Source organism: Streptomyces sp. NPDC014734 (assembly GCF_043083325.1).
In the GTDB taxonomy this organism is placed as follows: Bacteria; Actinomycetota; Actinomycetes; order Streptomycetales; family Streptomycetaceae; genus Streptomyces.
The window spans coordinates 1-23,496 of the sequence record NZ_JBIBYN010000045.1; the positions used below are offsets into that span (position 1 = coordinate 1).

20 protein-coding genes and 5 pseudogenes are annotated in these 23,496 nt (G+C 67.6%); 4 read left to right on the forward strand and 21 right to left on the reverse strand.

The features are described from left to right. Positions 1–296: 296 nt before the first annotated feature. The 5 genes and pseudogenes from ACF1CT_RS36900 to ACF1CT_RS36920 form a co-directional block, all read right to left on the reverse strand. Positions 297–476 (reverse strand): annotated as a pseudogene (locus ACF1CT_RS36900) (transposase); the annotation flags it as partial. 253 nt (positions 477–729) lie between these two features. Beyond that, positions 730–1,278 (reverse strand): hypothetical protein, encoded by a 549-nt coding sequence (locus ACF1CT_RS36905; protein WP_391788413.1) that lies wholly within the window; start codon positions 1,276–1,278, stop codon positions 730–732. Positions 1,279–1,325: 47 nt separating this feature from the next. Beyond that, a complete protein-coding gene (locus tag ACF1CT_RS36910; RefSeq protein WP_391788414.1) occupies positions 1,326–2,330 on the reverse strand; it encodes a hypothetical protein in 1,005 nt (334 codons plus the stop codon). Between the two features lie 245 nt (positions 2,331–2,575). Continuing rightward, entirely contained in the window at positions 2,576–3,382 is an 807-nt protein-coding gene (locus ACF1CT_RS36915; RefSeq protein ID WP_391788415.1) for an ABC transporter ATP-binding protein, read from the reverse strand. Positions 3,383–3,391: 9 nt separating this feature from the next. Continuing rightward, complete coding sequence (locus ACF1CT_RS36920; RefSeq protein WP_391788416.1) at positions 3,392–3,847, reverse strand: hypothetical protein; 456 nt, start codon at positions 3,845–3,847, stop codon at positions 3,392–3,394. A gap of 363 nt (positions 3,848–4,210) precedes the next feature. Between ACF1CT_RS36920 and ACF1CT_RS36925 the strand changes: the two genes are divergently transcribed. Continuing rightward, positions 4,211–4,963, forward strand: coding sequence for a hypothetical protein (locus ACF1CT_RS36925; RefSeq protein ID WP_391788417.1), 753 nt, complete (start codon positions 4,211–4,213; stop codon positions 4,961–4,963). Between the two features lie 580 nt (positions 4,964–5,543). Here ACF1CT_RS36925 and ACF1CT_RS36930 read toward each other — a convergent pair. From ACF1CT_RS36930 to ACF1CT_RS36975, 10 genes and pseudogenes are all read right to left on the reverse strand, one after another. Further along, on the reverse strand, positions 5,544–6,305 hold the full coding sequence (locus ACF1CT_RS36930) for a hypothetical protein (protein ID WP_391788418.1): 762 nt from the start codon (positions 6,303–6,305) through the stop codon (positions 5,544–5,546). A gap of 313 nt (positions 6,306–6,618) precedes the next feature. Beyond that, the gene (locus tag ACF1CT_RS36935) at positions 6,619–7,005 is read right to left on the reverse strand and encodes a DUF6415 family natural product biosynthesis protein (protein WP_391788419.1); all 387 of its coding nucleotides are present in this window, start codon (positions 7,003–7,005) and stop codon (positions 6,619–6,621) included. Continuing rightward, positions 7,002–7,190, reverse strand: a complete 189-nt coding sequence (locus ACF1CT_RS36940) for a hypothetical protein (protein ID WP_391788420.1) — start codon at positions 7,188–7,190, stop codon at positions 7,002–7,004. Before ACF1CT_RS36940 ends, ACF1CT_RS36935 begins: the two co-directional genes overlap by 4 nt. Before the next feature lie 101 nt (positions 7,191–7,291). Continuing rightward, positions 7,292–8,140, reverse strand: coding sequence for a helix-turn-helix domain-containing protein (locus tag ACF1CT_RS36945; protein WP_391788421.1), 849 nt, complete (start codon positions 8,138–8,140; stop codon positions 7,292–7,294). Between the two features lie 10 nt (positions 8,141–8,150). Further along, positions 8,151–8,705 (reverse strand): DUF6879 family protein, encoded by a 555-nt coding sequence (locus ACF1CT_RS36950; RefSeq protein WP_391788422.1) that lies wholly within the window; start codon positions 8,703–8,705, stop codon positions 8,151–8,153. After that, positions 8,662–8,940: a hypothetical protein gene (locus ACF1CT_RS36955; RefSeq protein WP_391788423.1), complete on the reverse strand. Its 279-nt coding sequence runs from the start codon at positions 8,938–8,940 to the stop codon at positions 8,662–8,664. Before ACF1CT_RS36955 ends, ACF1CT_RS36950 begins: the two co-directional genes overlap by 44 nt. 135 nt (positions 8,941–9,075) lie before the next feature. Continuing rightward, entirely contained in the window at positions 9,076–10,110 is a 1,035-nt protein-coding gene (locus ACF1CT_RS36960) for a hypothetical protein (RefSeq protein WP_391788424.1), read from the reverse strand. 244 nt (positions 10,111–10,354) lie between these two features. After that, a complete protein-coding gene (locus ACF1CT_RS36965; RefSeq protein WP_391788425.1) occupies positions 10,355–10,651 on the reverse strand; it encodes a hypothetical protein in 297 nt (98 codons plus the stop codon). Positions 10,652–10,754: 103 nt separating this feature from the next. Then, positions 10,755–12,005, reverse strand: a complete 1,251-nt coding sequence (locus tag ACF1CT_RS36970; RefSeq protein WP_391788426.1) for a replication-relaxation family protein — start codon at positions 12,003–12,005, stop codon at positions 10,755–10,757. Between the two features lie 641 nt (positions 12,006–12,646). Continuing rightward, positions 12,647–13,111, reverse strand: a pseudogene (locus ACF1CT_RS36975) (GNAT family N-acetyltransferase); the annotation flags it as partial. 481 nt (positions 13,112–13,592) lie between these two features. Here ACF1CT_RS36975 and ACF1CT_RS36980 point away from each other — a divergent pair. Then, a complete protein-coding gene (locus ACF1CT_RS36980; protein WP_391788427.1) occupies positions 13,593–14,231 on the forward strand; it encodes a hypothetical protein in 639 nt (212 codons plus the stop codon). Here ACF1CT_RS36980 and ACF1CT_RS36985 read toward each other — a convergent pair. The 3 genes and pseudogenes from ACF1CT_RS36985 to ACF1CT_RS36995 form a co-directional block, all read right to left on the reverse strand. Next, positions 14,192–14,620: pseudogene (locus ACF1CT_RS36985) on the reverse strand (transposase); the annotation flags it as partial. The gene ACF1CT_RS36980 and the pseudogene ACF1CT_RS36985 overlap by 40 nt on opposite strands. 157 nt (positions 14,621–14,777) lie before the next feature. Next, positions 14,778–15,854 carry a response regulator transcription factor gene (locus ACF1CT_RS36990; RefSeq protein ID WP_391788428.1) on the reverse strand — a complete coding sequence of 359 codons (1,077 nt, stop codon included), beginning with the start codon at positions 15,852–15,854 and terminating at the stop codon, positions 14,778–14,780. Between the two features lie 151 nt (positions 15,855–16,005). Next, positions 16,006–16,950 carry a hypothetical protein gene (locus ACF1CT_RS36995; protein WP_391788429.1) on the reverse strand — a complete coding sequence of 315 codons (945 nt, stop codon included), beginning with the start codon at positions 16,948–16,950 and terminating at the stop codon, positions 16,006–16,008. Positions 16,951–17,940: 990 nt separating this feature from the next. Here ACF1CT_RS36995 and ACF1CT_RS37000 point away from each other — a divergent pair. Then, a pseudogene (locus ACF1CT_RS37000) lies at positions 17,941–18,075 on the forward strand (IS5/IS1182 family transposase); the annotation flags it as partial. A 675-nt stretch (positions 18,076–18,750) separates the two neighbouring features. On the opposite strand, the gene mobF reads toward ACF1CT_RS37000, so the two are convergent. Continuing rightward, entirely contained in the window at positions 18,751–20,289 is a 1,539-nt protein-coding gene (gene mobF / locus ACF1CT_RS37005) for a MobF family relaxase (protein ID WP_391788430.1), read from the reverse strand. Positions 20,290–20,941: 652 nt separating this feature from the next. On the opposite strand from mobF, the gene ACF1CT_RS37010 reads away from it, so the two are divergent. Further along, complete coding sequence (locus ACF1CT_RS37010; protein ID WP_391788431.1) at positions 20,942–21,244, forward strand: hypothetical protein; 303 nt, start codon at positions 20,942–20,944, stop codon at positions 21,242–21,244. Between the two features lie 483 nt (positions 21,245–21,727). Here ACF1CT_RS37010 and ACF1CT_RS37015 read toward each other — a convergent pair. Both ACF1CT_RS37015 and ACF1CT_RS37020 read right to left on the reverse strand, forming a co-directional pair. Continuing rightward, positions 21,728–22,069: pseudogene (locus ACF1CT_RS37015) on the reverse strand (transposase family protein); the annotation flags it as partial. A 137-nt stretch (positions 22,070–22,206) separates the two neighbouring features. Then, complete coding sequence (locus ACF1CT_RS37020; RefSeq protein WP_391788432.1) at positions 22,207–23,367, reverse strand: hypothetical protein; 1,161 nt, start codon at positions 23,365–23,367, stop codon at positions 22,207–22,209. Positions 23,368–23,496 lie beyond the last annotated feature (129 nt).

Genomic DNA, 23,496 nt, shown 5'->3' on the forward strand with positions numbered 1-23,496 from the left:
CACCCCCGCAACTACCTCGCCTTCCTCGGCCTCGCCGCCGCCCTCTGCTGCTACAAACGACTCGCCCGACTCACCACATAGGACACGGTCTAAGAAGGCCCAGGAGGGCGACGCGGGCGCAGCTCAGCTGGCGCAGACGTTCGCGTCGCTGGCGGTCGCGGCCCGGATGGGACGCATGGACTGGCGCATGCGAATGCTCGGTGACCAGCTCGAAGACTTGTGGAAGGCGGTAGGCAGTCTTCGCCGCAAGCTGCGCGCAGCCGGCCCGGTCCTGTCATCGGGCACGGCTGCCCTTCATGTCTACGGGCCGGGGACAGCTCGACCAGCGTTTTCACCGGCCCGTCCGCACACAGCACCGCGTCGGTGAGCTCGAAGAGCGCATCCGCGCGAGTGTAGAGGCATTCGTAGAACTCGACCCGAAAGCGGGACAGCACGTCCAACGCCTCGCCTGCGAGCGCCTCGGCATACAGACTCATACACAGCGGCCGTTCTCTCGTACTTCGTGACTCGACATCTCGAAGCGTGCAGAACGGCCGCCCCCGCTGTCCCGAAAAGAACCGCAGATCAACAGGTCGGGTGACCTGCGACGTTAAACGCCAAGCTCAGACCGGGGCATCTCCAATACGCGTCCCGCGAGTTCACCAGCCTGTGCTCGCAACTCGGCGTCACCTGCTCGAGGAGCGCCGTCGGGAGCAGCGTGGACACGCGGCCTGCGAAAGGTTCCACGCGCTATGTGGCACCAATAGCCTTCATGCCTCGGCTATTCCTCATCAAGCCCACGCCGACGGCGAACATCACACAGGAGACGAGCCCCGACATAACGTCATTGGGGTTGCGGAGGACTACGGTCCAGGCGTAGGGGCGTAGATCGCCTCCGTAACCGACCAGAGTCACCAGGACAAGCCAGCCGACGCACACCACCCCTGCGCCTATCGGCCCAAGCAACGCTCGCGATGCCAGCATCAGTCCCGTGAGGAAGAGGACGTTGCGTCCGGCTGCCTGTGCTGTTGGAGCATGGACAAGCAGCTTGCCGAGGGCAGCGCCAACTTGTGCTAGACCCCCCGCAACCACGATGGCGACCTGGTCATACGCGACCGTTCGGCGGACCCCTGTCAGCTCGGCCGCGACCAAAGCGTTTTCCACGCAGTACAGGATGCTCAGACATACCGGTACAGGAACGAAGAGCATGAGTTTGACCGTGGCTGAACCGATCGGCGTGAAAGCTGGCACGGCGGCCTGCCGCTCCCCTGCCAGCACAGCCCCGAGAAAGAACACCAAAAGGCCAGCTCCTACGAGCCACCACCGTCTCGTGCTGAACCAGAGGCTCATGACACGCTTTTCGCAGGTTCAGGGGTGGGCGAGCATGACTTCAGCGCCGCGATGGTGGCATGGAACCACTTAACCTGGGCATCTGCGGGGAGATCGAGTGCCTCGGCCGCAGCACGGACCCGCTTTGCATCCATCGCAGATGCCGCCTTCTCCTCGTCGATACCCGCGACGAGGAGCAGCCAGGCTCGGATTTCCTCATCGCTGCCCGTATAGCCGTCGTCGTGCGCAAAGCAGTCCGGCAAGTCGGGCATCGCGCTCCATGCGATGGCGCCACGCAGGGCTGCATCGTCCTGGTCCGGATGCGGATCAAATCGCCAGGTGGTAGGTGAGACAGCCGAGTCCCTGGATACGAGCGCCAACGTACGCGGACGGTTCAGTCCGGAAGCCTCCAGTCGCGTCAGTACATCGGTGGCAGTCCGGTGAACACGCGGAATATCGGCGGCGTACTCACGCGGTACACAGATCTCTGGTCGGGACTGCTTGCAGACAGTCGCCCCTGTTCGGGGTGTTGTCGGCGCGCCCGGCCCCCAGTCGGCCACCAGCAGATAAGCCGTTAGCAAGCCGGCCACAGCGCAGCACACTGCTGAGACTCCACGCAGCGCTCTTCTACCGGCGCCCGATACCAGTAGCACAAGACCGATTGCTAGCGACGCACTGAACAGCACGGGCGCGGCGAACGCTGTTGTCTCAACGGAGTCCGTGACCGTCGAGGACGTGATCTGCATGCCCGGCAAGTGCCGGATCCACATGACGTTGGACGACGCCGGAACGGTCATCCATAGGTACACGCCAAGGAGCATCAGCGGCGCGCCGATGACCCGAGGCGTCACGCTGCCCACGCCGAAGCCAAGAACCGCATATGACAGCACTACCAAAGCGCCCGACATCAAGGGCAGCATTCCTGCGCCGTCCGGGAGCGTCCCCAGATCCACAGAGGCGGCCAGGAGACCGACTCCCATGGCCGCGACGGCAAGAACCAGCACGGGGACCATGGCATCCATAGCGATCCGCACCCGTCCTCGCACCGGAGCGAGGCCCCATACCTGGGATCGCCGTAGCCGCCCGGCTTCCCATGCCGCACACGCGGAGCACACCGCCGCTACTGCGAACACCGGGAATGCCGCCGCCTCAGCGACAGCCGTACCGAACCCCGGCTCAGCAAAGCGCGCCCATTCGACGACCAAGAACCATGTGGCCGGAAGCAGCAGCAGAGCTGCCCACTTGGACGAGGAGACCCGAAGAGCAGTCACGAATCGCACAGGGATCCACTCTCTGTCAACGCGTGGTAGGCGGCCTCAGCGACACGACCGGGCGCGGTTCCATGCGGAGCCATGCCAAGGAACTCCGTGATAGAGCCGCAGAACTCGACCTTCCCGTCCAGCAGGACCGCAACCGAGTCATAGGCAGATTCGAGATCAGCTACATCGTGCGTGGACAGCACCACATCGACATGGCCCCTCAGCTGTTCCAAGACATCGTGGAAAACTCTGCGCTGGCGTGGGTCCATGCCCGCTGTTGGCTCGTCCAGTAGAAGAACCTCCGCATCGTGCACCAGTGATTGCGCCACTCCTACACGGCGGAGCTGTCCGCCTGACAGTTCGGATACCTTCCGGCCAGCGTGTTTTCCAAGTTCCACGCGATGTAGTGCGTTTTCAGCCTTCTCCCATGCCGCTGCTTTGGAGAGTCCTTTAAGCCAGCCGACGTAGGCCACCTGCTCACGTGCTGTCAGGCCCGAAACGCATTCGATGTTCTGAGGCATCCACGCGATTCTACGTCGGTATTCCCTCAGGGTTCGCCGAGAACCGGTCTCAATCCCTGCATAACTGACCGTTCCTGACGTCGGCGGCAGTGCAGATGCAGCAAGTTTTAGCAATGTGCTCTTCCCCGCACCGTTCGGCCCAAGGAACACCGTGTTCCCCATTGGAAAGGTGAAGTCGAGTGATGAGACAACTGGAGCGCCTCGGCGGTAGCCGAAGGAACAATCCACATAGGAGATGGGCATCGAAGTCCTTCTGCGGGGATGGGTGACTACCTTACCGGGGCAGCCACCCATCCACTCATTTCAGTACGAAACGCCGACGGTCCTGACGTTCATCCAATGCCCGGATACGTTCCCGTTGATCTCCATCAAGGCGAAACGGTACTCAGCGGCCTGCTTTCGACCCCAGTTACCGGTGGACGTCCCACCGCTGGCGCAGGCAGTGAAGGTCTTCTGGCCCTCGTTCACATCTGAGATCACCGGACGGTAACGCGTCAGCTGCACCTTCACGCTCTTGAATGCAGGCCCCGACGTGGTTGTGCAGCCGGTAAACTTGATGACGGTACCGGCACTGTCCTGATTCTTGTCGTCCCACCAGCGCGAATTGAAGCCAGTGGCAGCTCCACTTATCGAGCTGGAAAAGCTCCCTTCCGCGAAGGCCGACGGCGCGATCGCGAGCGAAACCGCCGCGGAAACACCCAGTACCGTTGCGATTCGACGCGCCTTGCGTCCAGAATTGGAAGACGTGATAGAAGGCATCGATCTTACCCTTCCCTATTGCGGTGACAGCATGGACGGTAGTCCGATGGGAGTCGCCAGGAAGAGGGGTGTTTCATGCAAAATGATGAATGCCGTATATAGAAGAAATCCCCCGGACATAGAACGCGCTCACTTCCCCACCCCTAGCGACTGAGCGCAGGCAGAACCATAGCTGATCACTTGTTCGACAGGCAATGGAAAGTTAAAGCACAGCCCAAGAGATCCTTTTCATGTCATTTTGGTGCGTATCTTGCTCGGGTGACTCGTTGAGGTGGTTTGCTGGGGTTTGGTATGCCGTCGGCCGCTTCGGGTTCCTACCTTCGGTGGTGAGTCATTCGCTGTCGGAGCGGACACCGGTCGGGGGTGGGTGGTCTCGTGCCGTCGTGGTTGGCCGCGTTGGAGTCCAAAGAGAGTGCGGCCCGGTCGCGGGCCGGGGAACTGCGTGAGCAGATCGCCGGGTTGTCCGAGGCGTTGACGCTGGTGGAGACCGAGCTGTCCCGGTTGCAGATCACGCGAGAGACGATGACCGAGGTGCTGGCGGACGGCCCGGGTCCGACGGCGCCGGGTCCGGATGCGGAGTTGGCGGTGGTGCCGTTGACGGAGTTGGTTCCGGTGCTGCTGGCAGCCGAGGCGGCCGGGGACGCGACGGTGACCTCGGAGGCGTATCGGCGGATCCTGGTGGTCTTCGCCCAGGCGCCGGGCCCGCTGCGAGCTGGAGGATCTGCTCGGCTCGCGGATGCGGGAGGTGACCCGGTCGCTGTTCCAGGACCACCTCAGGGCGATCCGGCCGGGAAGGTTCTGGCAGTCACTGAAATAAAAGAACTTTGGCTCGCGGCCACGCAGAATGCGTACGACCCGATACCAGGCACTTGCCTCCTCGCCCAGGCGCTGGCGTGCCGCCCTGATGAAGAGGTCTACGTCCGCCGCGGTGTACTCAGATTCCTCAGCGGGGGCCAGACCGGCAGCTTCCTCAAGAGCGGCGGCCAGACTTCGCGTTCCGAGGACGCTGCGCAGTGCGGGGGGCATCTCTTCGTCGGCGTACAGGTTCTCCAGGGCCGCAGCTTCGTCGATCTGGAGGCCGATCGTGTTGTTTCCCTCGTAGGACCTGGATCGTGAGTACGAGCGGTCCGTAATCACACCGGGGCCGAGGGCGTCAGTGACAGCTTTCAGGTCTTCATCGTCAAGAGCGAACGTGCAAGTGATCGCCTTAGCGTTCTTGATCTCCCCCGAGCGGGTGTCCGGCACCTTCCTCCCTCGCGGATAGTCCTGCCCCAGGGCAAAGCAGTCCTTCGGATACACGGGATGGAAACGATAGATCGCCGACAGCAGCGCTGTCTTCCCGCTCTCGTTCTTGCCGACCAGCCCCGTGACGTCCGGCGCGATATCGACGTCACCGCTGTCAACGATGTTACGAAAGAGGCGACTTCGTACCTGAGTGAGCTGCATCCGCCCAGTCTGCCCTGGGACACTGACAATTCGGGCCGGATTCCTCGTAGTGGGCTCAGCTTCTCCCCCGCGGTACGAGTGGCAGATGAGCCGGTGGGCCAGCCGACCACGTGGGTGAGCAGCACACTCGACGACTGGTGAACAACGGCGACGGAACCCTACGGGCACACAAGCAGCCCCTATAGTCAGCCGCTGCTGCGTCAGCTCGTAGCCCCTCTCACCGCCCAGCCAGCGGCGGCTGCACCTCCCCTCAGTCGTCCGCGTGGCGCGCGAGCATGTGGCTGAGAGCCAGGCCGTGGACAGCATCGGTACTGCGAACGTAAGAGCACACCAGGCAGACACCTGAGCCGTAGCCGACACCGAAGTCGTCGACGCCGGACACAGCGAGGGTTTCCCGTTCGCAGACCGGGCAATCCGTCACGTCCATGCCGTCGCTCAGCTCATCGGGGTTCGTAGGCCGGTGGTCGGCTGCCAACACGATGCGTCGGTCGGCCTCCACCTCACCGATCAGCTCCAGGTAGTCCTGAGCGCGCAGCCGCTCGTATCGGTCCTGGATCTGGTGTTTGACCCAGTCGGACTCCCGACGTTCCTCGCTGACCTGGCCCAGACACGAGTGGTAGTCGAGGTCGAGCAAGGCCGTAACGTGCCGCTTCTCGATCTCGCCCACGCCACGTGCATGTCGCACGCGCTGGGTCTGCTCCAATGCCTCGCTCAGAGCCGCTACATCTACTCGGATCTTCGACTCGTCGTCTACGTCGGGGACGAGTCGTATGCTCTTCTGATCTTCATCACATCGTTCCGTGATGACCTTCAGTAGCTGCGACGCCGCTTTCAGTCGATGATCGCCGTTCCTGCGCTTCTCGTTCTCCTCCCCCTGCCAGTTGTGAGCGACGATGGCCGCCAGCCCGTTCGTCAACGCCTGATCGAAAATCGCAGCGGCACCAGGGACCTGGAAGTCGACGTCCAGAACCGCGGCGCACCGACCGTACTCTTCTGCTCGCTTCTCCTGCATTGCCTCATCTTCACCCACGGCACCCGAAGTCGGACCTTGCCTTCGTAGGAACGGGACAGGGCACGGTCAGCGGGTGGGCAAGTACAACAGCGTGGCTGGTCGGCCGCTCGTGTAAATGTTCAACCTGAGGCCTGGTGAGCAGCAGTGGCGAGACCGGCGGAGGACCCCTGGGGGGCCTCCGCCGTCCGGGACCAGCAGCACCGCTCCCAGGCTCTACACGCACTGAGGTGCGATGCTGGGGCGTTCTGAGCTGCGACATCGTACTGGCGTGCGTGTAGGCCCTGGGATCTTTGGGGCCTACTGCCCCGGTGAACTACGGGGCGCCCTGGGCGGATTCGGTGAGGCGGTCCAGCCTGGTGTAGAGGGCCCGTACGAGGTGGGCGCGGTTCTGGGCGCACTGGGCGGTGCCCTTGAGCGGGGCGGCCAGGCGGCCTTCGGCTTCGCGGAGGACTACTTCGGCGAGGGCGCCGCGGCCGTCGCTCTTGGGCAGGGCAGCGGCGTGGCGGCGGACGTCGGCGGCGACAGCGTGGGCGTGCCCGGTGAGCTGGAGGGCGATCTGCTCGTAGTCGCAGGGTGCGAGGTCCGGGGCCTTCCACGCGAGGACGGCGGTGACGAGGGCCTCGTGCGGGGCGCGGTCCAGGGGCAGTTCGTCGTCCATCAGGCCCTGGGGGTCGTGGAGCACGGCGTGGGTCCCGCTCACCGCAGGCCCACCGCGTCGTCGTCCTGGCCGTGGTCGCCGGTGTCGGCGGCCGGGACCCGGGCGGCGAGGAAGCGGGCGTAGCCGCGGTCGGCGCGTTCGCGCAGGGCTGGGGAAGGCCGGCCGAAGTCGGGGCGCTGGAGGCCGCGTCCTTCCGGATCGGGTCCGGCGGGTGTGGGTGCGCTCATGGGGCACCGCCTCCGTGTGCTGAGTGCGTCGCGTCGGTGTCGTTCGACGCTACGGAGGCTCCGGCTCCGTCCTCAACGAGATTGCGGGGAATTGCGGAAGTTCATCCCAGGGCGTCGATCGCGGCCGTGATGCGGTCGCCGGCGGCGTCGCCGTAGACGGCCATCTCCGCGAGGCCGGTGAACGCCTTGGCGTAGTCGGCGAGCTCGCGCGGCTGCGTCACCTTGATCTCCGCCGTCAGCGTCTCCACCACGGCCACGGTGTCGTCGTGGACGTAGAACGCCTCCAGCCGCCACACGGCGCGCTGCGCGGTGAACGGGATGACCCCGAGCGAGAGGGAGGCGAGCGGCATCACCGCCAGGAGGTGGCGCAGCTGCCCGCGCATCGCTTCGGGGTCGGCGGTGCGGTAGCGCAGGACGGATTCCTCCATGAGGACGACGTAGCGGTGGCCGCCCTCGTAGAGGAAGCGGGAGCGGGCGATGCGGGCGGCGACCGCTTCGGTGACGTCGTTGGGGGTGCCCTGGAAGCGGGTGATCTGCTCCATGAGGGCGGTGGCGAAGCCGGGGGTCTGGAAGAAGCCGGGCGGGATGTTGGAAACGTAGACCCGACAGACGCGGGTCCGTTCGTGCAGGGTGTTCCAGTCCTGCTGGACCTTGCGCATCCCGTCCTTGTGCAGGCGGCGCCACTCCAGGTACATCGAGTCGACGGCACGGGCGGTGGCGATGAGGCCGTCCGCCTGGTCGTCCGCGCCGCACGCCGAACACCAGGCGCGGATGTCGGCGTCGGAGGGCGGGGCGTCTGCCTTCTGGATGCGGGTGGTCTTCGCCGGGTGCCAGCCGCACCGGACGGAGAGGTCCTTCCCGGTAAGGCCGGCGTCCTTGCGCAGGTGGCTGAGCCGCACGGCCAGCGCCTCACGGGCGGCCTGTGCGCTGGACGATGGGGATGCGCTCACGGTGCTCTGCTCAGTGGTTTGGGACGGTGTACTTCTCGTGCGGGACGGCGCGCTCCCAGACCGCCTCGAACGCGGCGGAGCACAGCGCGACGGCGGCCGGGGCGGTGGTGCGCTCCTTGCCGTCCGGCGCCCAGTCGCCGGTGCCGGTGAAGTGGTGGAACTGCACCAGTTCGCCGTCCAGGAGCCAGAAGTCGTTGCCGGGCAGCGCGATGTCGGAGGCGCGGCGGCGGGGCAGCCAGCGCACGTCCTCTCCGGCCTGGAGGTTGAGCGGGGTGATGGCATGCTCGTAGCGGATGTAGTCGGTGACCGGCTCGGAGACGATCCGCGCGCGGCGCATGACCACGCCGCGGGCGAACGCGTCCTTCACGAGCGGCATCCACTGCGGCCAGAACGAGCGGGCCGGGTCGAGGTTCGGGACGCCGGTACGCAGGAAAGCGGCGTAGTCGTCCGCCTCGTCACCGACGGCATACAGGTCGCGCATCTCCAGGTGGACCGCCGTGCGGTGGGTGTCGGCAAGCAACTCAGCGAACGTCGCGGTGTTCAGCTGCTGCACGTTCAGCCGCATCGCACGCCTCCCTCAAGATCTGCACCATGCGGAACGGAATCCGGATCACCCGCTCGTGCGGCGGGATCCCCGTCTTGTGGCCGGCCACCCACTCGGTGGAGCCGACCAGGGACTTGAGGAGGGCGTCGGCTTCCTCGCCCTGGAGGACCAGGTCCGCGCTCTCCTCCTCCACCCACACCGTCGGTGATCCCTCGCCGCCGGTGTTCGAATCGATCCCGACGAACCGTAACGTCATCGCCTGCTCCCCTGTGAGTCAGTTGCGCACAGTTGCGCAACGACCCGTCCCGCGCCGCAGAGCAGACGTCAAGACTGCGGTGCATCGCCCGCACCGCGGCGTGCGAGGCAACCCGTCGTCATCCCAAGGCTGCGGTCACCCCGGCATCGTCCGGCATTCTGCTCGAAGGGCCTCGTGAACAGCCCACGGGTCAGAGCCGTATGCTGCTGCCTGCTCTTTCAGAGCCTGGTTTGCGTACCCCAGCGCCCGAAAGCCTTGCTTCAGCGGCCAGAAAGGGTTCTCGGACACGACATCCTGCTGCTCCCGCAGTACTGCCAGGCGAAGCACGGCGTCCACCGCTCTCTTCGCCATGGCCTGGGCTGTCTGAGCGGCCCAGAGGTACCGCCCTTTCTGTGCGTCGGCGAAGGGGCGGCCTCTGACCAGTTCCAATGCGGCTTGCAGGTGCTCTGCTTCGGATTCTTCGCGGTCGGCGGCGGCCTGACAGTGGTTTTGAAACTTGCTCCAGTCGCTGGTGAGAGCCTCGGAGAGACGGTAGCCGCGTTCCCGCCCCACCCGAGGAAAAGCGTCAGCGCCCAGCCACGCGCGCGGTCGACTGCATTGTGCGTTACGGGTGTTCTTGTCTGCCTGGCCTGCCGGACGAAGTGCCTGGTCGAGCTCCTTGTGGTCGCTGCCCAGGCGGAAGTAGATCCAACAGGCGAGTTCCGTCAGTGAGTTCCGCCGATTGGGTTCCACGTTTCCTTTCGGGTTGGCAATCTCCACAGGCCCGAGGACCTGGATGGACACGGCGCCTTCCGTCGAGTCGGACAGCCCGTTCTCAAGGGGCCGCTCGTTCTCCAGGGAGACAAGGCTCCGTGGCGGCGACTGCGCCGGTACAACCGTGGAAAAGCGGCCGGTCCGTCGGAAAAGCTCTCCCTGCAGCGCCCCCAAGACGACACCCCACCCGCGCGCCAGCTCGTGATCCGGCTCCTTACCAGCGGGGACCCAATCCGTCCGAGGGGCATCAGCGGCAGCACCGTCGAGAGCGCCGAGAGAAGCAAGCACGGACAGAGAAAGAGCTCTCCACCGTGCCAATTCATACGAAAGCGTGCCCGTCGTCAGGCGCTGTCCCTGCTCGATGAGCGCTTGAAGCGCCGCCACTTCGTCATCACCGTTTCTCGGCTTGTTTCCCATGCAGTACAAACGACACAACACGGACTGAGGCCACTGACGAAATGATCCAAGCCATGGACACGGCCAAGTGGCAGGGCCTGCAGGAGGGCTTACGTGCTTTGGTCGCCAACACTCGTGCCGACGCCGAAGGCCGGTACGACGGTGCGGAGCCCGTGGCGAGCCTGTGTCGAGTGGACGCTGCTGTGGATCGAGAACACTGCCGCCCAGCTGACCGAGGGCAGGCCGTACGCGGCGGCACCGGCGGTCAAGGTGTGTCGCCGAAGTAGTAGAAGCGGCGGATGACGCCCGGCCCGGCTGTGCAGGGCTCGCCGGGACGCGGATCGTACGAGACGCGGCCGCCAGGCCACCGAGGAAGCTTGGTGGTCAGTGCGACACCGTCGTCGACTTCCTCGGTCCGCCATCCATGAATGTCCAGCAACAGGCCGTCCAGCGGCCCGTCGGCCAGTTCAGCGTAGGTCCCGTGCAGAAGCAGGCCGGCGCTGGGGGCATCGTGCTCCGCGCCGTAGACACAGCCGTTCAGCAGCCGCCCGTCGCCGTTCATCCGATCTGCGTCCCAGCCACCACCGACAACGCGGGGCCCGGAGACGGATCTGGCCCGGCCACCCAGGCCGGGCCAGACGCGGGCACGTCCGTGGTGGCCGCAGCTACCGGCGGCGCCCGATGCCGAACCGGCTGCGGGGCTTCACGGCCAGCGCTTCGGCGGCCGCGCGTTTGGCTTCCTCCGCCTGGCGGCGCGCGACGCGGTCAGCCTCCGCACAGTCAGCGGCCTCCATCGCGCACGGCCTGCACAGCCGGTCCCACTCACCAGGCCACGAGGACTGCCTGATCTCCTGCCACCGGTCGTCGGTGAACTTCGACCCGCAGCTCGTGCACACCGGCCGCTGCGCCTCCCGCTCGACGGCCTCCCGCTCCGCCTTCCGCCGCCAGACTTGCTCCCGCTGCACCGCGTACAACCGGTCGCCGTCGGGGTTGCCCAGGGCCTCGTTCAGCGTCTGCCACTCATCGCGCCCGAGCCTCCGCCACACCTCGCCGGCAGCCCCGGCCGGGTCGGCGGTGATCCGCTCCAGCTCGGTGACGACCACGGGCACCGCCTGGTGGTAGTCGACGGCCGTGATGCCCACGCCCCTGCCCGGGTACGGCTCACCGGCGAAGTAGCGGCGGGCAGCCTGCTCCAGACGTCGTATCCGGCTCTCGCGCTGTGCCGCCGACTTGCCCGTGAACACGAACGCCACCGGTACGTAGCCCTCGCGGCCGGTCGCCGGGTAGATCCGCGACCACAGCCGGAAGTCGTACACCGCCGCTCCCCTGGCCGCCGTCGCCTTGGTCGCATCGACCTTCGGCGCCAGGAGCTCGAACCAGTCGGAGTAACGGCGCAGCTTGTCCACCAGGTCGTCGACGGGCTCGTTGACGCGGTCGACCTCCAGGAGCATCGCTGGCACTCCGGCGTCCGGGGCGCGCATCGTCAGGTCGGCGTACTGGGTGTAGCCGTACGGGAGGCGGTGGGCGATCTCGGTCTGCCAGGACAGCGGGGTACCGTACCCGGCGCCGGTGAGCACGGCTGTGGTCGTCGTGACGGCGGCAGCGTGTTCGTCGTAGCCGACGTCCTTCACCGGCCGGCCCTTGGCGTCGAAGCGGAGCTTGCGCAGCGCGGAGATCCGCACGTTCCTCGGCAGCAGTTCCTTGGCCTCCTTGTGGCCTGCCTCGGTGAGTACCCACAGCTTGTGTCCCGACTTCAGACGCGTCTCCACCCGGACCAGACCGGACTCCTTCAACGCGTTCAAGGTGTCGCGGGTGCACCGGTCATGCCGGTCGGCGGGGCGCAGCATCCGCCAGAGCTGATCAGGGGTAGCCCGCTGGAAGATCCCCAGAGCCCTCAGCACTTCCTTGCGTCGCACTCCGGTCGGCTTCCAGACCTGTGTCGGCCCAGGAGGGTTGTCGAACGCGTCGTCCGACCTTGACTTTCCGGGCTGACCTGCGCGGATGCGCCCGGCGGGCGAAGTGGTCGTGGAGGGGGCGCTGGAGGGGCCTGCGGAGGGGGCCCGCGGGACCTGGTCGACATCCTCGGAAGGCCGACGGGCGGCGTGGTGCTCGGGGGCGGGGTCGGGCGTGAGGTCGGCGGGCACGGTGCCCTCGGTTCCTCCGGCCTGCGGGCCGGGTCGGTGAGCCTCCGGCCCGTACGCGGATGTGCGCACGGACCGGCGCCACCGTGAGGAAGCACCCCTTGACCATCGTCTGACGGTCAGCGACAGCAGGTGTCCGATTCCTCCTTGACCGCCCCCTTGCCGTGTGGGTTTGTCCGTGGCCGACGCCACACCGCCCATCCGGGCGCCGCGGGACACCGACACGATCTCCTCGGCTCGCGTCGACGAGGACATGCGGCGGCTCGTGGAGGAAGGGGAGATCACCGAGCTGGAAGACGAGGACAGGCATCACTAGTACCTGCCCCACCAGCGGTCTCGCTCTCCCAGTGCCGCGCTTCGCACACACCTGTCACACCCGGCAGGTGCACCGCACCGCTCGGCGGATCCGCCTTGCCCAACTCCAACTCCCCGACCTTCTCATCGCCGCTCATCTCCCCGGTCAGCCGGAACCCGAGCCCCAGGTAGAAACCCTCGGGGCCGCCCTCCCCCGGGTGCCAGGTGGTGGTCAGCCGGGTGCCGCCACGGCGGCGGATTTCGGCGGCCACGGACTCGACCGCGAAGCGGCCGTATCCGCGTCCCTGTTCGCCGGCCGCGATGTTGAGCCGCCACAGTCCCGAGCGGATGTCGGCACCTTTGCCATCACCCGCGAAGTCGATGTCGAGGAAAGCCATCAGGAAGCCGACAGGCCGCTCGCCGTCGAAGATGAGGCGGGGCCAAGCTATGCCGGGGTATACGTATGCCTCGGCGAGGGACTTCACTACCGGCGCCACCAGGTGCTCCTGGTCGGGGCGAACCTTCAGGCCGATCGCGACATCGAAGTTGGCGGCAGTGACCGTTTCCAGGCGGAGCGTAGTTGTCATGCGGGAACCGTAAGCCAGCGGATCAAGTGGTTTTCCTGGCGTCGCATACCTCCCCCCGCAGACGACGACACCGCTGACCTCCTCCCGGCCTCAGGCGCTGGTCCACGGAAGACGATTTTGGGCCGACCACGGCGCCCGCGGCTTGACCAAAGAAATAGAGGCACCTCCCACCCGATGGCGTCCACTCAGTGGGCACGGCTATCCACCTGGTGCCTCCATCGAGTGGCCTCCACGCGCCGCCCGGTGGCGTCCATCCAGTGGGCTCCACCCTCCACCCGATACCTCCCTGAGTGAGTTGCCGCCAACTTGAAGTCGCAGGTCAAAGGGCTGGTGTGACCGGTCCTCCGGGTACTCGTGCTGGTCGTGGGCGGTTGTCTGTGGTGTAGATCGTTTGCCAGCGGTCGGCTGTCGGTTCTTGAGGTACGCCTCGTTATGTCGGCCCCTCGCAGAAGGGCGGCGTCGCGCCTGGGAGCATGAGCGGATGTCCGAGGAACCGAACCCGATGTCTGGCCTGTGGCCGCTCGTGCCGCCTGGGGCCACCGGCTGGCTGCTGGAGCTGTGTGGCGACGGCCTCACCGGGTTCATGCCTCCGGCGATGCCTGACGCGGTATGGGTGCTCAACGCCCTGTACGAGCACGAGCGGGGACCAACCGAAGTGTCGTACGACGAGTACCACCAGGCACGTCTTGCCGACGGGAGCACCCAGCCCCACATTGTCGGAGACCTCGACCTCGACGCCGTGAGCATCGCCACAGGGGGAGGTCTGGGCCGAGCCCGGCACCCCGGCCCCGGCTGGCGGCGGCTGCGCTGGACCGAGCTCGCCCGGCGGACCGGCGACCCGATAGTGCCCGACAGACTGATGCCCTCCTACCGCTGCTTCCCCTCAGTCAAGAAGGAGGGCAGCTGGCCACTGAGCATGATCCCGCCGACCGAAGGAAGCCTGGACCGGGAGACCTGGAGCCAGCTGATCGCCATCCTCACCCACTACAGTCCCGCAGGCGCCGACACCCGCTGCCTGGCCTACTACAACCCGCTGACGCTCGTGCCTTGTCCCCGGAGGGTGGACATCTGTTCGTGTCGTTATGCGGCGAGTGTCAGGGTAGCTGACTGCTGTTCGTAGGCGATTGGTGCCTGCTGTCCGTTCGCCGAGTGCCGTCGCCGGGTGTTGTAGCGGGTGGTCCAGCGGAAGACCGCCAGGCGGCAGGCACGGGCCCCGTCGAAGCGGCGGGCGCCGCGGAGGGTCTCGCGTTTGAGGGTCACGTTGAACGACTCGACGAGGGCGTTGTCCGCGCTGGTCCCGACCGCTCCCATCGACTGTGTCACCTCCAACTTGGCACATACGGCCGCGAATTGGCGGGATCTGTACTGGGCTCCGTGATCACTGTGGAAGACGGCGCCGGCCAGGCTGCCCCGCGTCCGGGCGGCGGCTCGGAGCGCGTCGGTGACCAGCTCGGTGCGCATGTGGTCGGCGACCGACCAGCCCACCAGGCGGCGCGAGAAGCAGTCGATCTGATCACAGGCGCCCGGCCCCACCGCAGGGCGGGCCCCCGGCCGCCGCCCGCTTCACCGTCCTCGACCGCACCGCAACCACCCTCTACGACCGCACGGTGAGCCTGACCGGCCCCCACCCCCGGTGCCCCCACTGACGCCGTCGACCCCGCCGCAGTTACCGCGGTGGCAGGCCCAGGGTGGGGAGGTGGTCGGCCGTCAGGAGGGCGACGAGCTCGCGGCGGTTGCGCACGCCGGTCTTGTCGAGGATCGCGGTGACGTGCTGCTGGACGGTGGGCACGGTCAGGTGGAGCAACGTGGCGATGTCCTTGGTGCTGGCGCCGCGTACCGCGTGCAGGGCGACCTGCCGCTCGCGCGGGGACAGGCCGTGCGCGAGGACCGCCAGCGGCAGGCGCTGGAGGGGGGTGGCGGGGGAGGCGACCACGGCGATGCCGCCGCCGGGGCCGTCCAGCTCGGCGGCGTGCAGGGTGAGCCACTGCCCGTCGGGGGTGCACACCCGGACCTCGGCGGGGTCGCCGCGCCAGGAGGCCTGGCGGGCGACGGTGAGGAAGCCGCTGGGCACGCCGCCGGTGTGGGCGGTGGGTTCGGCCATTCGCGCGATGAGGTCGCGGGCCGCAGCGTCGGCCGAGCACAGCCGTCCATGCCGGTCGAGGATCGCCACGGCCGGGCTGCTGGCGGGCCAGGCGGGCCGGTCGCGCTGCAGGGAGGCGAGGTGGGCGCTGCGCAGGGCGGCGCCGATGGGCGCGGCGATGCGTTCGGCCAGCCGCAGGACGGGCGTCCCGTAGCGGCCCCAGGAGCGTTCGCGCATGAACGCGGCGCTGCCCCACCGGCCGCCGCCGAAGTCGAAGTTGATCCGCAGTTCGTCGCCGTAGCCGCAGGGGCGCAGCAGTTCCCGGTAGCGCACGCTCTGCTCGGGACGGCCGTCGGTGGCGCGGTCGACGCTCTGCGCGCGGTGGCCAGCGGTACGAATCGAGGTGAAGGTGGTGGCGTCCTCTCCCTGTAGCTCCAGGTGGACGGCCTGCTCGAAGAGGGCGGGGTCGAGGCCGTCGGAGACGGTGGAGGTGGGGAAGCCGGTGACCGGGTCGTTGCCGTGCCAGCAGCCGCCGTCGAATCCGAGGGGGTGCGCGAGCAAGGTGTGCAGCTCACGGAACAGTTCGGCCGGCGTCAGCGAGCTGTGGGCCAACTCCCCAATGGAACCCAGGACGTCCCGTTCGACGTCGCGTCGTTTGGTCACGGACGGGAAGCATACGATCTGCGCGGGCACCGTCGTCCGGAGTGAGGCGAAACGGACGGAGGGTGGCTGGAAAACGACATGCGGGCGCCGTGGTTGGCGCCCGCACGTGGTGCTCGGATGCGGTCAGCAGCCAGCGGTCGACGGCGGGTGGTCAGCTCCAGGGGTTGGCCGGTTGGTCGTTGATGGCCGTCCAGAAGCGGGTGTTGGCGGGCAGGGTGCCGTTGGCCCACAGGCTCCAGCCCTGGCCGTCGTGAAACTCGGCCATCCGGAAGCCAGCGCCGAAGTAGGAGGCGCACAGCTGGTCGGCGGCGCTGCGGCTGGACAACTGCGTGCCAGGGGTGGGGATGGTGGCCCTCACCTCGCCGCCGGCCCAGCTGTGATAGCCGCCGATGGGCACGCCGGCCGGGGCGGGGCGCCCGTCCTGGCGAAGGCACAACACGGGCAGCACGGCAGAGGCCGGGGTGTCGCCGGAGTAGGGGTTGCTGTTGGTGTCGTGGCCGACGTGCACGACGTTGTCGGCGCGCTGCTCCAGGGTGGCCCAGGTCATGCCGTTGTGGGTGGCGACGCCGCCGAACAGGGCCTCGAAGGTGGAGCGGTAGATGTTCCACTGCTGGTAGGGGCCGTCGTTGCACGGGAACATGTAGAGCTTGAAGCCGCCGAAGTTCTTCTTGGTGTTGTCCAGGCAGTTGGAGTCGGCGATGTTCTGCAGCCGCACCCCGAGCATGTCGTACTTCGGGGTGTTGCCGGGAGCGGTGAACGGGGTGATCCGCCACATCTGGTTGGTGCCGCCGCTGCACTGCGAGCCCGACAGGCCGTCGAAGTTCGTCAGGCAGGAGCGCTGGTCGGCGGCGTTGTTGAGGGTGTAGACGCTCGGCAGGCCGGCCACGGGCGTGAACACCCACTGGCCGGGGTTGTCGGAGGGGGCGCAGGGGTGCTCGTCCTGCGTGCCCCACAGGGCGCCGTCGGGACAGCGCTCGGAGGCCTGGTTGAACAGGACCGTGGAGGGGGTGCCGGCCTGCGCGGTGGCCGGGGCCAGCACCAGGCCGGCCAGGGCGAGCATGACCGCAAGGAAGGTACGCCGAAGAGACGAACGCACGGGCTCTCCAAGAGGGGAGGCGACAAGGGGCGTGAACGGGCGGCCGCCGGTGCGGCGCGGGAGGGCACGGGGGTACCCGCCGACCGGTCGGCCGCGGCCAGTTTGTCAGCGTCCGATCAACCGGTGGTATCCGAGTTTCCTAGGACCCCGCACGGCACCCCCGCCCTGCCCAGCGCCCCCGGCACCGCCCGGCCAGGGACGCCGGGGACGCCCGTCCAGCTGCTCGATTCCGGTGTCGAACCGCCGGCCCGGTACGCGGGCCGCCCCACACCCACCCGGGCCCCGGCCCGCCGAAGGGCACCGCGATGACCGACACCACCACCCCGACCACCACACGGCCCACCCCGGAGCCGACAGCGGCCCGGCCGGGCGCCCGGCGCCACCCGGTCGGCACCGAGCTGCTGCCCGAAGCCGTCGACATTCGACGCGGGCAGCGCCTCCCGAACCGCCCGAGAAACGCTGCTCCTCGTCATCGACAGAGCCAGCAATCGTTGGAGGCGACCAAAAGAGGGGCTGCGCAAGCAACTGAAGCCCCTGCCCTGGAAGGACATCCCGCTTCAGGGCAGGAGTCGGGGCACCGGCTGCGGTCGCACAGAGATCCACCGAATCAAGGTCGCCACCGTGAACAATCTGTTCTCCCCCGGCGCCCGCCAGGCCGTGCAGATCAGGCGCCGCCGCAGCGACCGCAAGACCGGCAAAACCATCATCACGACCGTCTTCGCGGTCACCAGCCTGACCGCCGAGCAGGCCACTCCCGTCCTGCTCGCGAGGCTGGTCTGCGACCACTGGAAGATCGAGTTCCTGCACCATGTCCGCGACACGGCCTTTGCCAAGGACGCCTCCCATCTGAGTACCGGAAACGCTCCACGCGCGATGGCAACCTGGCGCAACCTCGCCGTCGGCAGCCTCCGGCTGAACGGCATCAAGGAGATCGCCGTCGGCCTCCGCCGCAACGCACGCGACGCCCGCCGACCCCTCGTGCTCCGCGGACGTGCACCGGTCGAACACGGCTTCGCCCACCTCAAGAACTGGCGAACCCTCACCAAGCTCCGTACCAGTCCCGACCGCGCCACCCGCCTCCTGCGCGCTCTGCTCGTCCTGACGAACCTCGAAGTCAACCGCTGACGGATGATCTTCTCCGTGGACTTCCGCCCACGACCAGCATGAGCGCGCCGAGGACCGGTCACACCAGGCCTTTGACCTGCGACTTCAAGTTGGCGGAAGCTCAGTGACTTCCACCCGGTGGCGTCCACTCCCACTCAGTGGTGCGCGCATCGCGTACGGCAGTTGGTCACCACTCAGCGACTCCACTCTGGTCCTACGCACAGTGACGGTGCGGGAGGGAGAGATCTCCCTCCCCCAGGGTGCGTGCTGCGGGCCGGTGCTCGGCATCGCCCGGGCGGCAGCGAGCGGAGGTCAAGGAGAAACGTCGAAATCCTGTGGCTGGTCAAGGGTTGCATTTTCCACGTAAAGGTGGGCCCGTGTGCCCGGTGGACGATCTAGTCAAGGGGTGCCCATCGGCCTGCGGCACCCGCTAGCCGTCACGTTCGGTGCGCATCTCGGGTAGGTGAACCGGGAGTGGAGACCACCTTCGCGGGCATCGTGGTGCGCACTGTGCCGGGTGACAGCCTTCTACGATCCGGTACATGCTTTAACTAATCACCGCACACCGTGCGGAACTAGACAATCTCGAAGCGAAGTTGGTCGAGCGGCTGACCACACTGCGGGCCGAGCGCGATGACCTCGCAGTCGCCGAACGTGCCTTCGAACGTCTGGCGGAGCCAATCGCTCAGGAACGCGTCACCCGCGAGCCGGGATCCGGGCAGGCTCGGGCTGTGTGGTGTGGTGCTGCTGGCGGGCGGGGTCGGCTGCTTCCTTGGCCGGCTGCTTCGGCTGCGGTCCGCCGGCGACGATGCGGCTGCGGGCTTCGGCGGCCTGGGTGAGGACGGCCAGCCGGGCGAGGTTCTTCGGTGTGTGCAGCCACGTCGCGGGATCGGTCGTACGGCCCTGCTGGTACTCCTCGGGCATCGCGGCCTGCTGATGGGCGTGGATTGCGGCGGCCCGCTGCGCCGGGGTGAGGGCGGCGTCCCGGTCCGGGTGGTCGACGGCGTGCGGCGCCGCCTGGTCGTGGTTCTGGTCTTCATCGCGCACGGCGGCCGATGCCGTCGCGGCCGGCGCTTCGCTCCGCGTGGCGGCGAGGATTCGGGCGTCGCGGATCGCGTTCTGCAGGGCAAGGCTGGCGACCCGAGCGCGCTCGTACCGGCTCGACTCCCGAGGCGGCTTGCCACCGGTGCCGACGATCCACCACCGGTGGGGCCAGGCGAAGTCGGCGGTGTAGGTGAGCTGGTCCGGCGCCGGGGCCCGGCGGCCGTTCTGCGGCACTGTGAGCTGACGGGAGTGCCGGGACAGGGCCGCGTCGGCGATGTAGTCGTCGAGGCCGGGCGGGTAAGCGAGGCCGCGCAGGGTCTCCAGCAGGTGCCGGCGGGCCTCGGCCAGGACATGGCGGCGGTTGAACGTGCGGCGGACGGTGTAGACGACCGCAGCGACATCGACCGCCGCGAGCGCGGTGTCCACCAGCGGGCGGACCCCCGCCCGGATCACCGCGGCGGCGGCGCGGCAACGTGCCAGCAGCCCGGCGATCATCTCCTTGTCGAAGCGCAGGATCGCGGACTCACGCCACCACGCCAGCAGCTGCTCCAGAGGTTTCGGGGTCTTTTTGTCCGGGCGGGTGTCCTGCGCCGCCCACCAGCCCAGCCCGTGCCGGGCGCGCTCGTCCGGCAGCCGACCGTGGGTCTTCACGTACTCGTCGGTGATCGTCTCCAGAGCGTCCTCGATCCGCTCGCGGCGGGTCGACTTCCACTCGATCAGCCCGGTGCCCACGCCCGCGATCTCCATCACCGGCCGCAAACCCGGGGTCACCTCCCGGGGAACCGTCGCCAGACCGAGCTCCTCGCACACCTCGGTCGTCATCGCGAGGGTGTAGAGCGTCCCTGCGGCCACCGCGTGCCGGTAGAGGCGGCGGGTGTCCAGCGCGTACCAGGTGCCATCCGCGCGCTGGGCCCGGTTCAGCACTAGGACATGCTCGTGGAGCAGCGGGAACCCGTCCCGGTTGTCCCAATGCCGGAAGGACGCGGCCACCAGCCCCGGCGGCTTCGCCCGCTCCTTGCCCGAGGACCAGCGGATCTCCGCGACCTCATCCTCCAGCCACTCCAACACCTCCGCGACGGCCCGCGCGTGCGCCCGCTCGCTCACCTCCCGGGTCCGCTCATCACCCAGCACCCACAGCACGAGCAGCGACGCCTGCGGCCTGAACACCAACTCCAGTCCCAGCAGCGGCACCAGGTCCGTTTCTCGATCTCCTCGACCGGCTGCCCCAGAACCGTCGCCAGCCGCGCCGCAGCCAGGGTGGCACCGCCGGCCAGGAACTCCCGCTCGATGCGGTCCGCGCCCGGATGCCGCAGTTCCCCGAACAGCAGCTCCAGCTCCCGCTCCCCCACCACCGACCCTGCGGCCAGCCCAAGGCCGGGCAGACCGCGGCCCATCCACACCCCGGGCGGAACCCCAGCCTCTTCCTGGGCATCCGCCAGCGGCTCACCAGCACGACGGTGGCCGTCGCCTACGACCACACCCCGCAGGAAATACCGCCAGGCGTTACGCCTCTGAATCTTCGTGACACTCAGCATCCCCACAGGGAACACCGGCTCTGACCTGCGAAGAAAGGCCGATCCCGTGAGGCGGGACAGTCCACCGGAACTTCACGGCCGCTCCCGCCCGGCGGGCGCCCGTGACAACGTCACGCCCGCCAGGCGAACACGCCCGAGGCCAGGCAAATGCTGCGCGACAACCAGTCCCACACGCCTCACACGCCCCGAAAACGCCAAGTAACCGACTCCAGCGGTATCCCGCACTCGTCACCACCGACTTCACACCCGAGCAAGTCACCCATCGCCCCCGGCAACGCCGGGGGCTTCGTGCTTCCTGGAGGACCGACGTGCCGACCTACGAAGCCCTGCCCCGCTTCACCACCGACCTGGACCGCCTCACCCCGGAACAGCGCCGCCAGTTCCGCCAGACCATGGCGGCCTTCGTCGAGGATCTGCGTACCGGCCGCTTCCGCGCTGGCCTACGCGTCAAGCGTGTCCGGCTCGCACCAGGCGTCTACGAGCTCACTTGGTCCGCGGGTACCGGTCCTGCGGGACGCGCCACTTGGGAGTATGGGCCTGTGCGTCGCCCTGACGACCCGCACGTGATCTGGCGTCGCATTGGCACGCACAGCATCCTCGCCGCTCCCTGAGGAAAAAAGGGGGCGGGCTCCTCACCGACGAGCCGGTCGACCTCACCCGGACTCGCACTGTCCTGCGGGCCGGCATGGAGAACGGCGAGGTGTATCCACTCCGGACGCACCGGACACAGCCCGGGCCGCTCCACGAGCGCCCGGTAGGTATAGGTTCGCGCCGCCGTTGTCATTCTGGTCTGCGGTGACCTGCTGTTTGTTCCGCAGTCTCACCTGGTGTCCCACGTTTTCCGTCTCAGCGCGGTGGCATTTCCTCATGCGGCAGCGCCTTGGTCGTCCTGATCCGGCGGCCAGGTGCGGTCGAACCAGGTGATGAAGTCCAGCACGGTGCCGACGCGGGCGATGCGTTCATGGATGGCCCGCTGGTCGTGTCCGGGAAGGAAGTCGCCGCGGGCGATCGGCTTGCCGCAGCCGCAGCTGCACTTCCGGTTGTCCAGCGGGGACTTGGAGTAGGTGATGGGGTTCTGTCGGAGTAGTAAGTGTGTCGGCGGCGATCCGGTCGATCGGCAGCGGGGTAGCGTCCAGGATCACGAAGGCTTTCGCCCGTACGGTCTTCATCGCCTCGGTCAGGGTCGGCGCGGCGGCCAGGACGTCGATCACCTCACGTATGTACCGGTGCACGGTCTCGGCGCCGATGCCGAACCCGGCGGCGAGCCGCGCGTAGGTGTTCCCGCACCGCAGGTGGGCGAGGGCGAGCAGGGCCTGACGGCCGACGGGTAGCCGTCGCCACCGGGTCCCGGTCTCTTGCCGCCGGGCACGGAGCCGCGTGGTCAGGTGACACAGGGTGCCGCTGGACGGATCGATCAACGAGGGGTGGACAAGCACGCGAAGCTCCTGACGGACACAGGTGATCTTGGTCGAGAATCCGTCTACCAGGAGCTTCGTCGTTCCGTACAGCTGACAACCTCCAACATCTCACCGTCGCAACCAGGTTGGAAAAGGCTCGATGTTGCTTCTCAGGATCACGATGTCGGTGGTTGCATCGCATCGCTGATCGCGGAGGCGAGTTCCGGCAGGTTCCAGTACACGGAATGTGTCCATAGCCCCGCAGTGGCGGAGTGGGGCAACGGTAGGTCGACCGGGGATGTGCCGTCGGCGAGACGAAAGATGTGGGAGGCGGCGAAGGCGAGCACGTCGAGTGGTTGCCACAGGTTGGTCCAGCGGGCCAGGGAGTTCGGCAGGGCGACCGGTTCGTGGCCGGTGTAGGGCAAGAGTTGGCCTCCACGGGGATCACAGAGGTGGAAGTACGCTGGTTGGGAGCCGAAGGTAAGCAGCGACGAAGTCCACAGAGGTTCTTGTGCGGTGGCCATGTCGACGGCGATCACCCCGCCGAGACTGTGTGCAACCAGCCGTACGGGGCGGTCCGGGTGGCGTCCCAGTTCGGGATCGACGGCAGCGATCTGTTCCCGTACCCGGGCGTGAATTTGCTTGCGATGGCGCTGATAGACGAGTACATCGCCAAGGAACCTGGTGGCGCTTGGTCCGAGGCGATGGCGCAAGCTGTGGTTCACCCTGCCAGCGACCGTCTGCATCGCCGCGCCTGCGACACGGTCCAGGTCCGCGAGCCGACGCCGGATCACTGAGCGGAGAGTGCCGTCAACAGGTGCTCCGCCACGAAGCCCGGCCCAGGAATCCTCCTGCTCTAGCGTGTAGGCGACCGCATGGGCGATAGCCTTTCCTGTCTCGCTGAGAAGGGACGGGTCATCGGCCAGTGACAGCCAGCGCGTCGTCGGCCATTCCTCGGCGAGCGTCTCAAGCACTTGGTCCGTGTCCGGACTACCGAGGCCGTCACGCAGTCCGCTGTTCTGCGATGGGTCCAAGCCGTGGCGGATCGCATCCTGCAGAGGCGCCGGCAGGTGCCCTGGGGCAGGCCGTTCGGGTTCACCGAGCAGGGCGGCCAGGAGCAGCTTGGCCGGCGCGGCAACGGTCTCGGGGGTATCTCGCAGCCCGGCAGAGCGGGAAGGGAGCGCGAGGTCGATGAAACGGTCATCCGCGCCGAGGTCACCCCAATAGATCGGTACCAAGGTCGTCCCCGCTGCGGCCTGCAGGGCCTCCACGGTAGCGATGAATGCTTGCGGGTCACGGTTGCCGACGCCGTGAATGACGAAGACTGGCTCGTCCATGTCTCTCCTGTTCGGGGTGCACTGGTGGGTTCTAACGAGCTGGTGCGTGATTGTGCTGGGGATGCACGGTCCTGAGTTGGTGGGTTTGTCAGGCGGTGGTGTTGCGGTCGGAGACGAGGCCGGCGATGG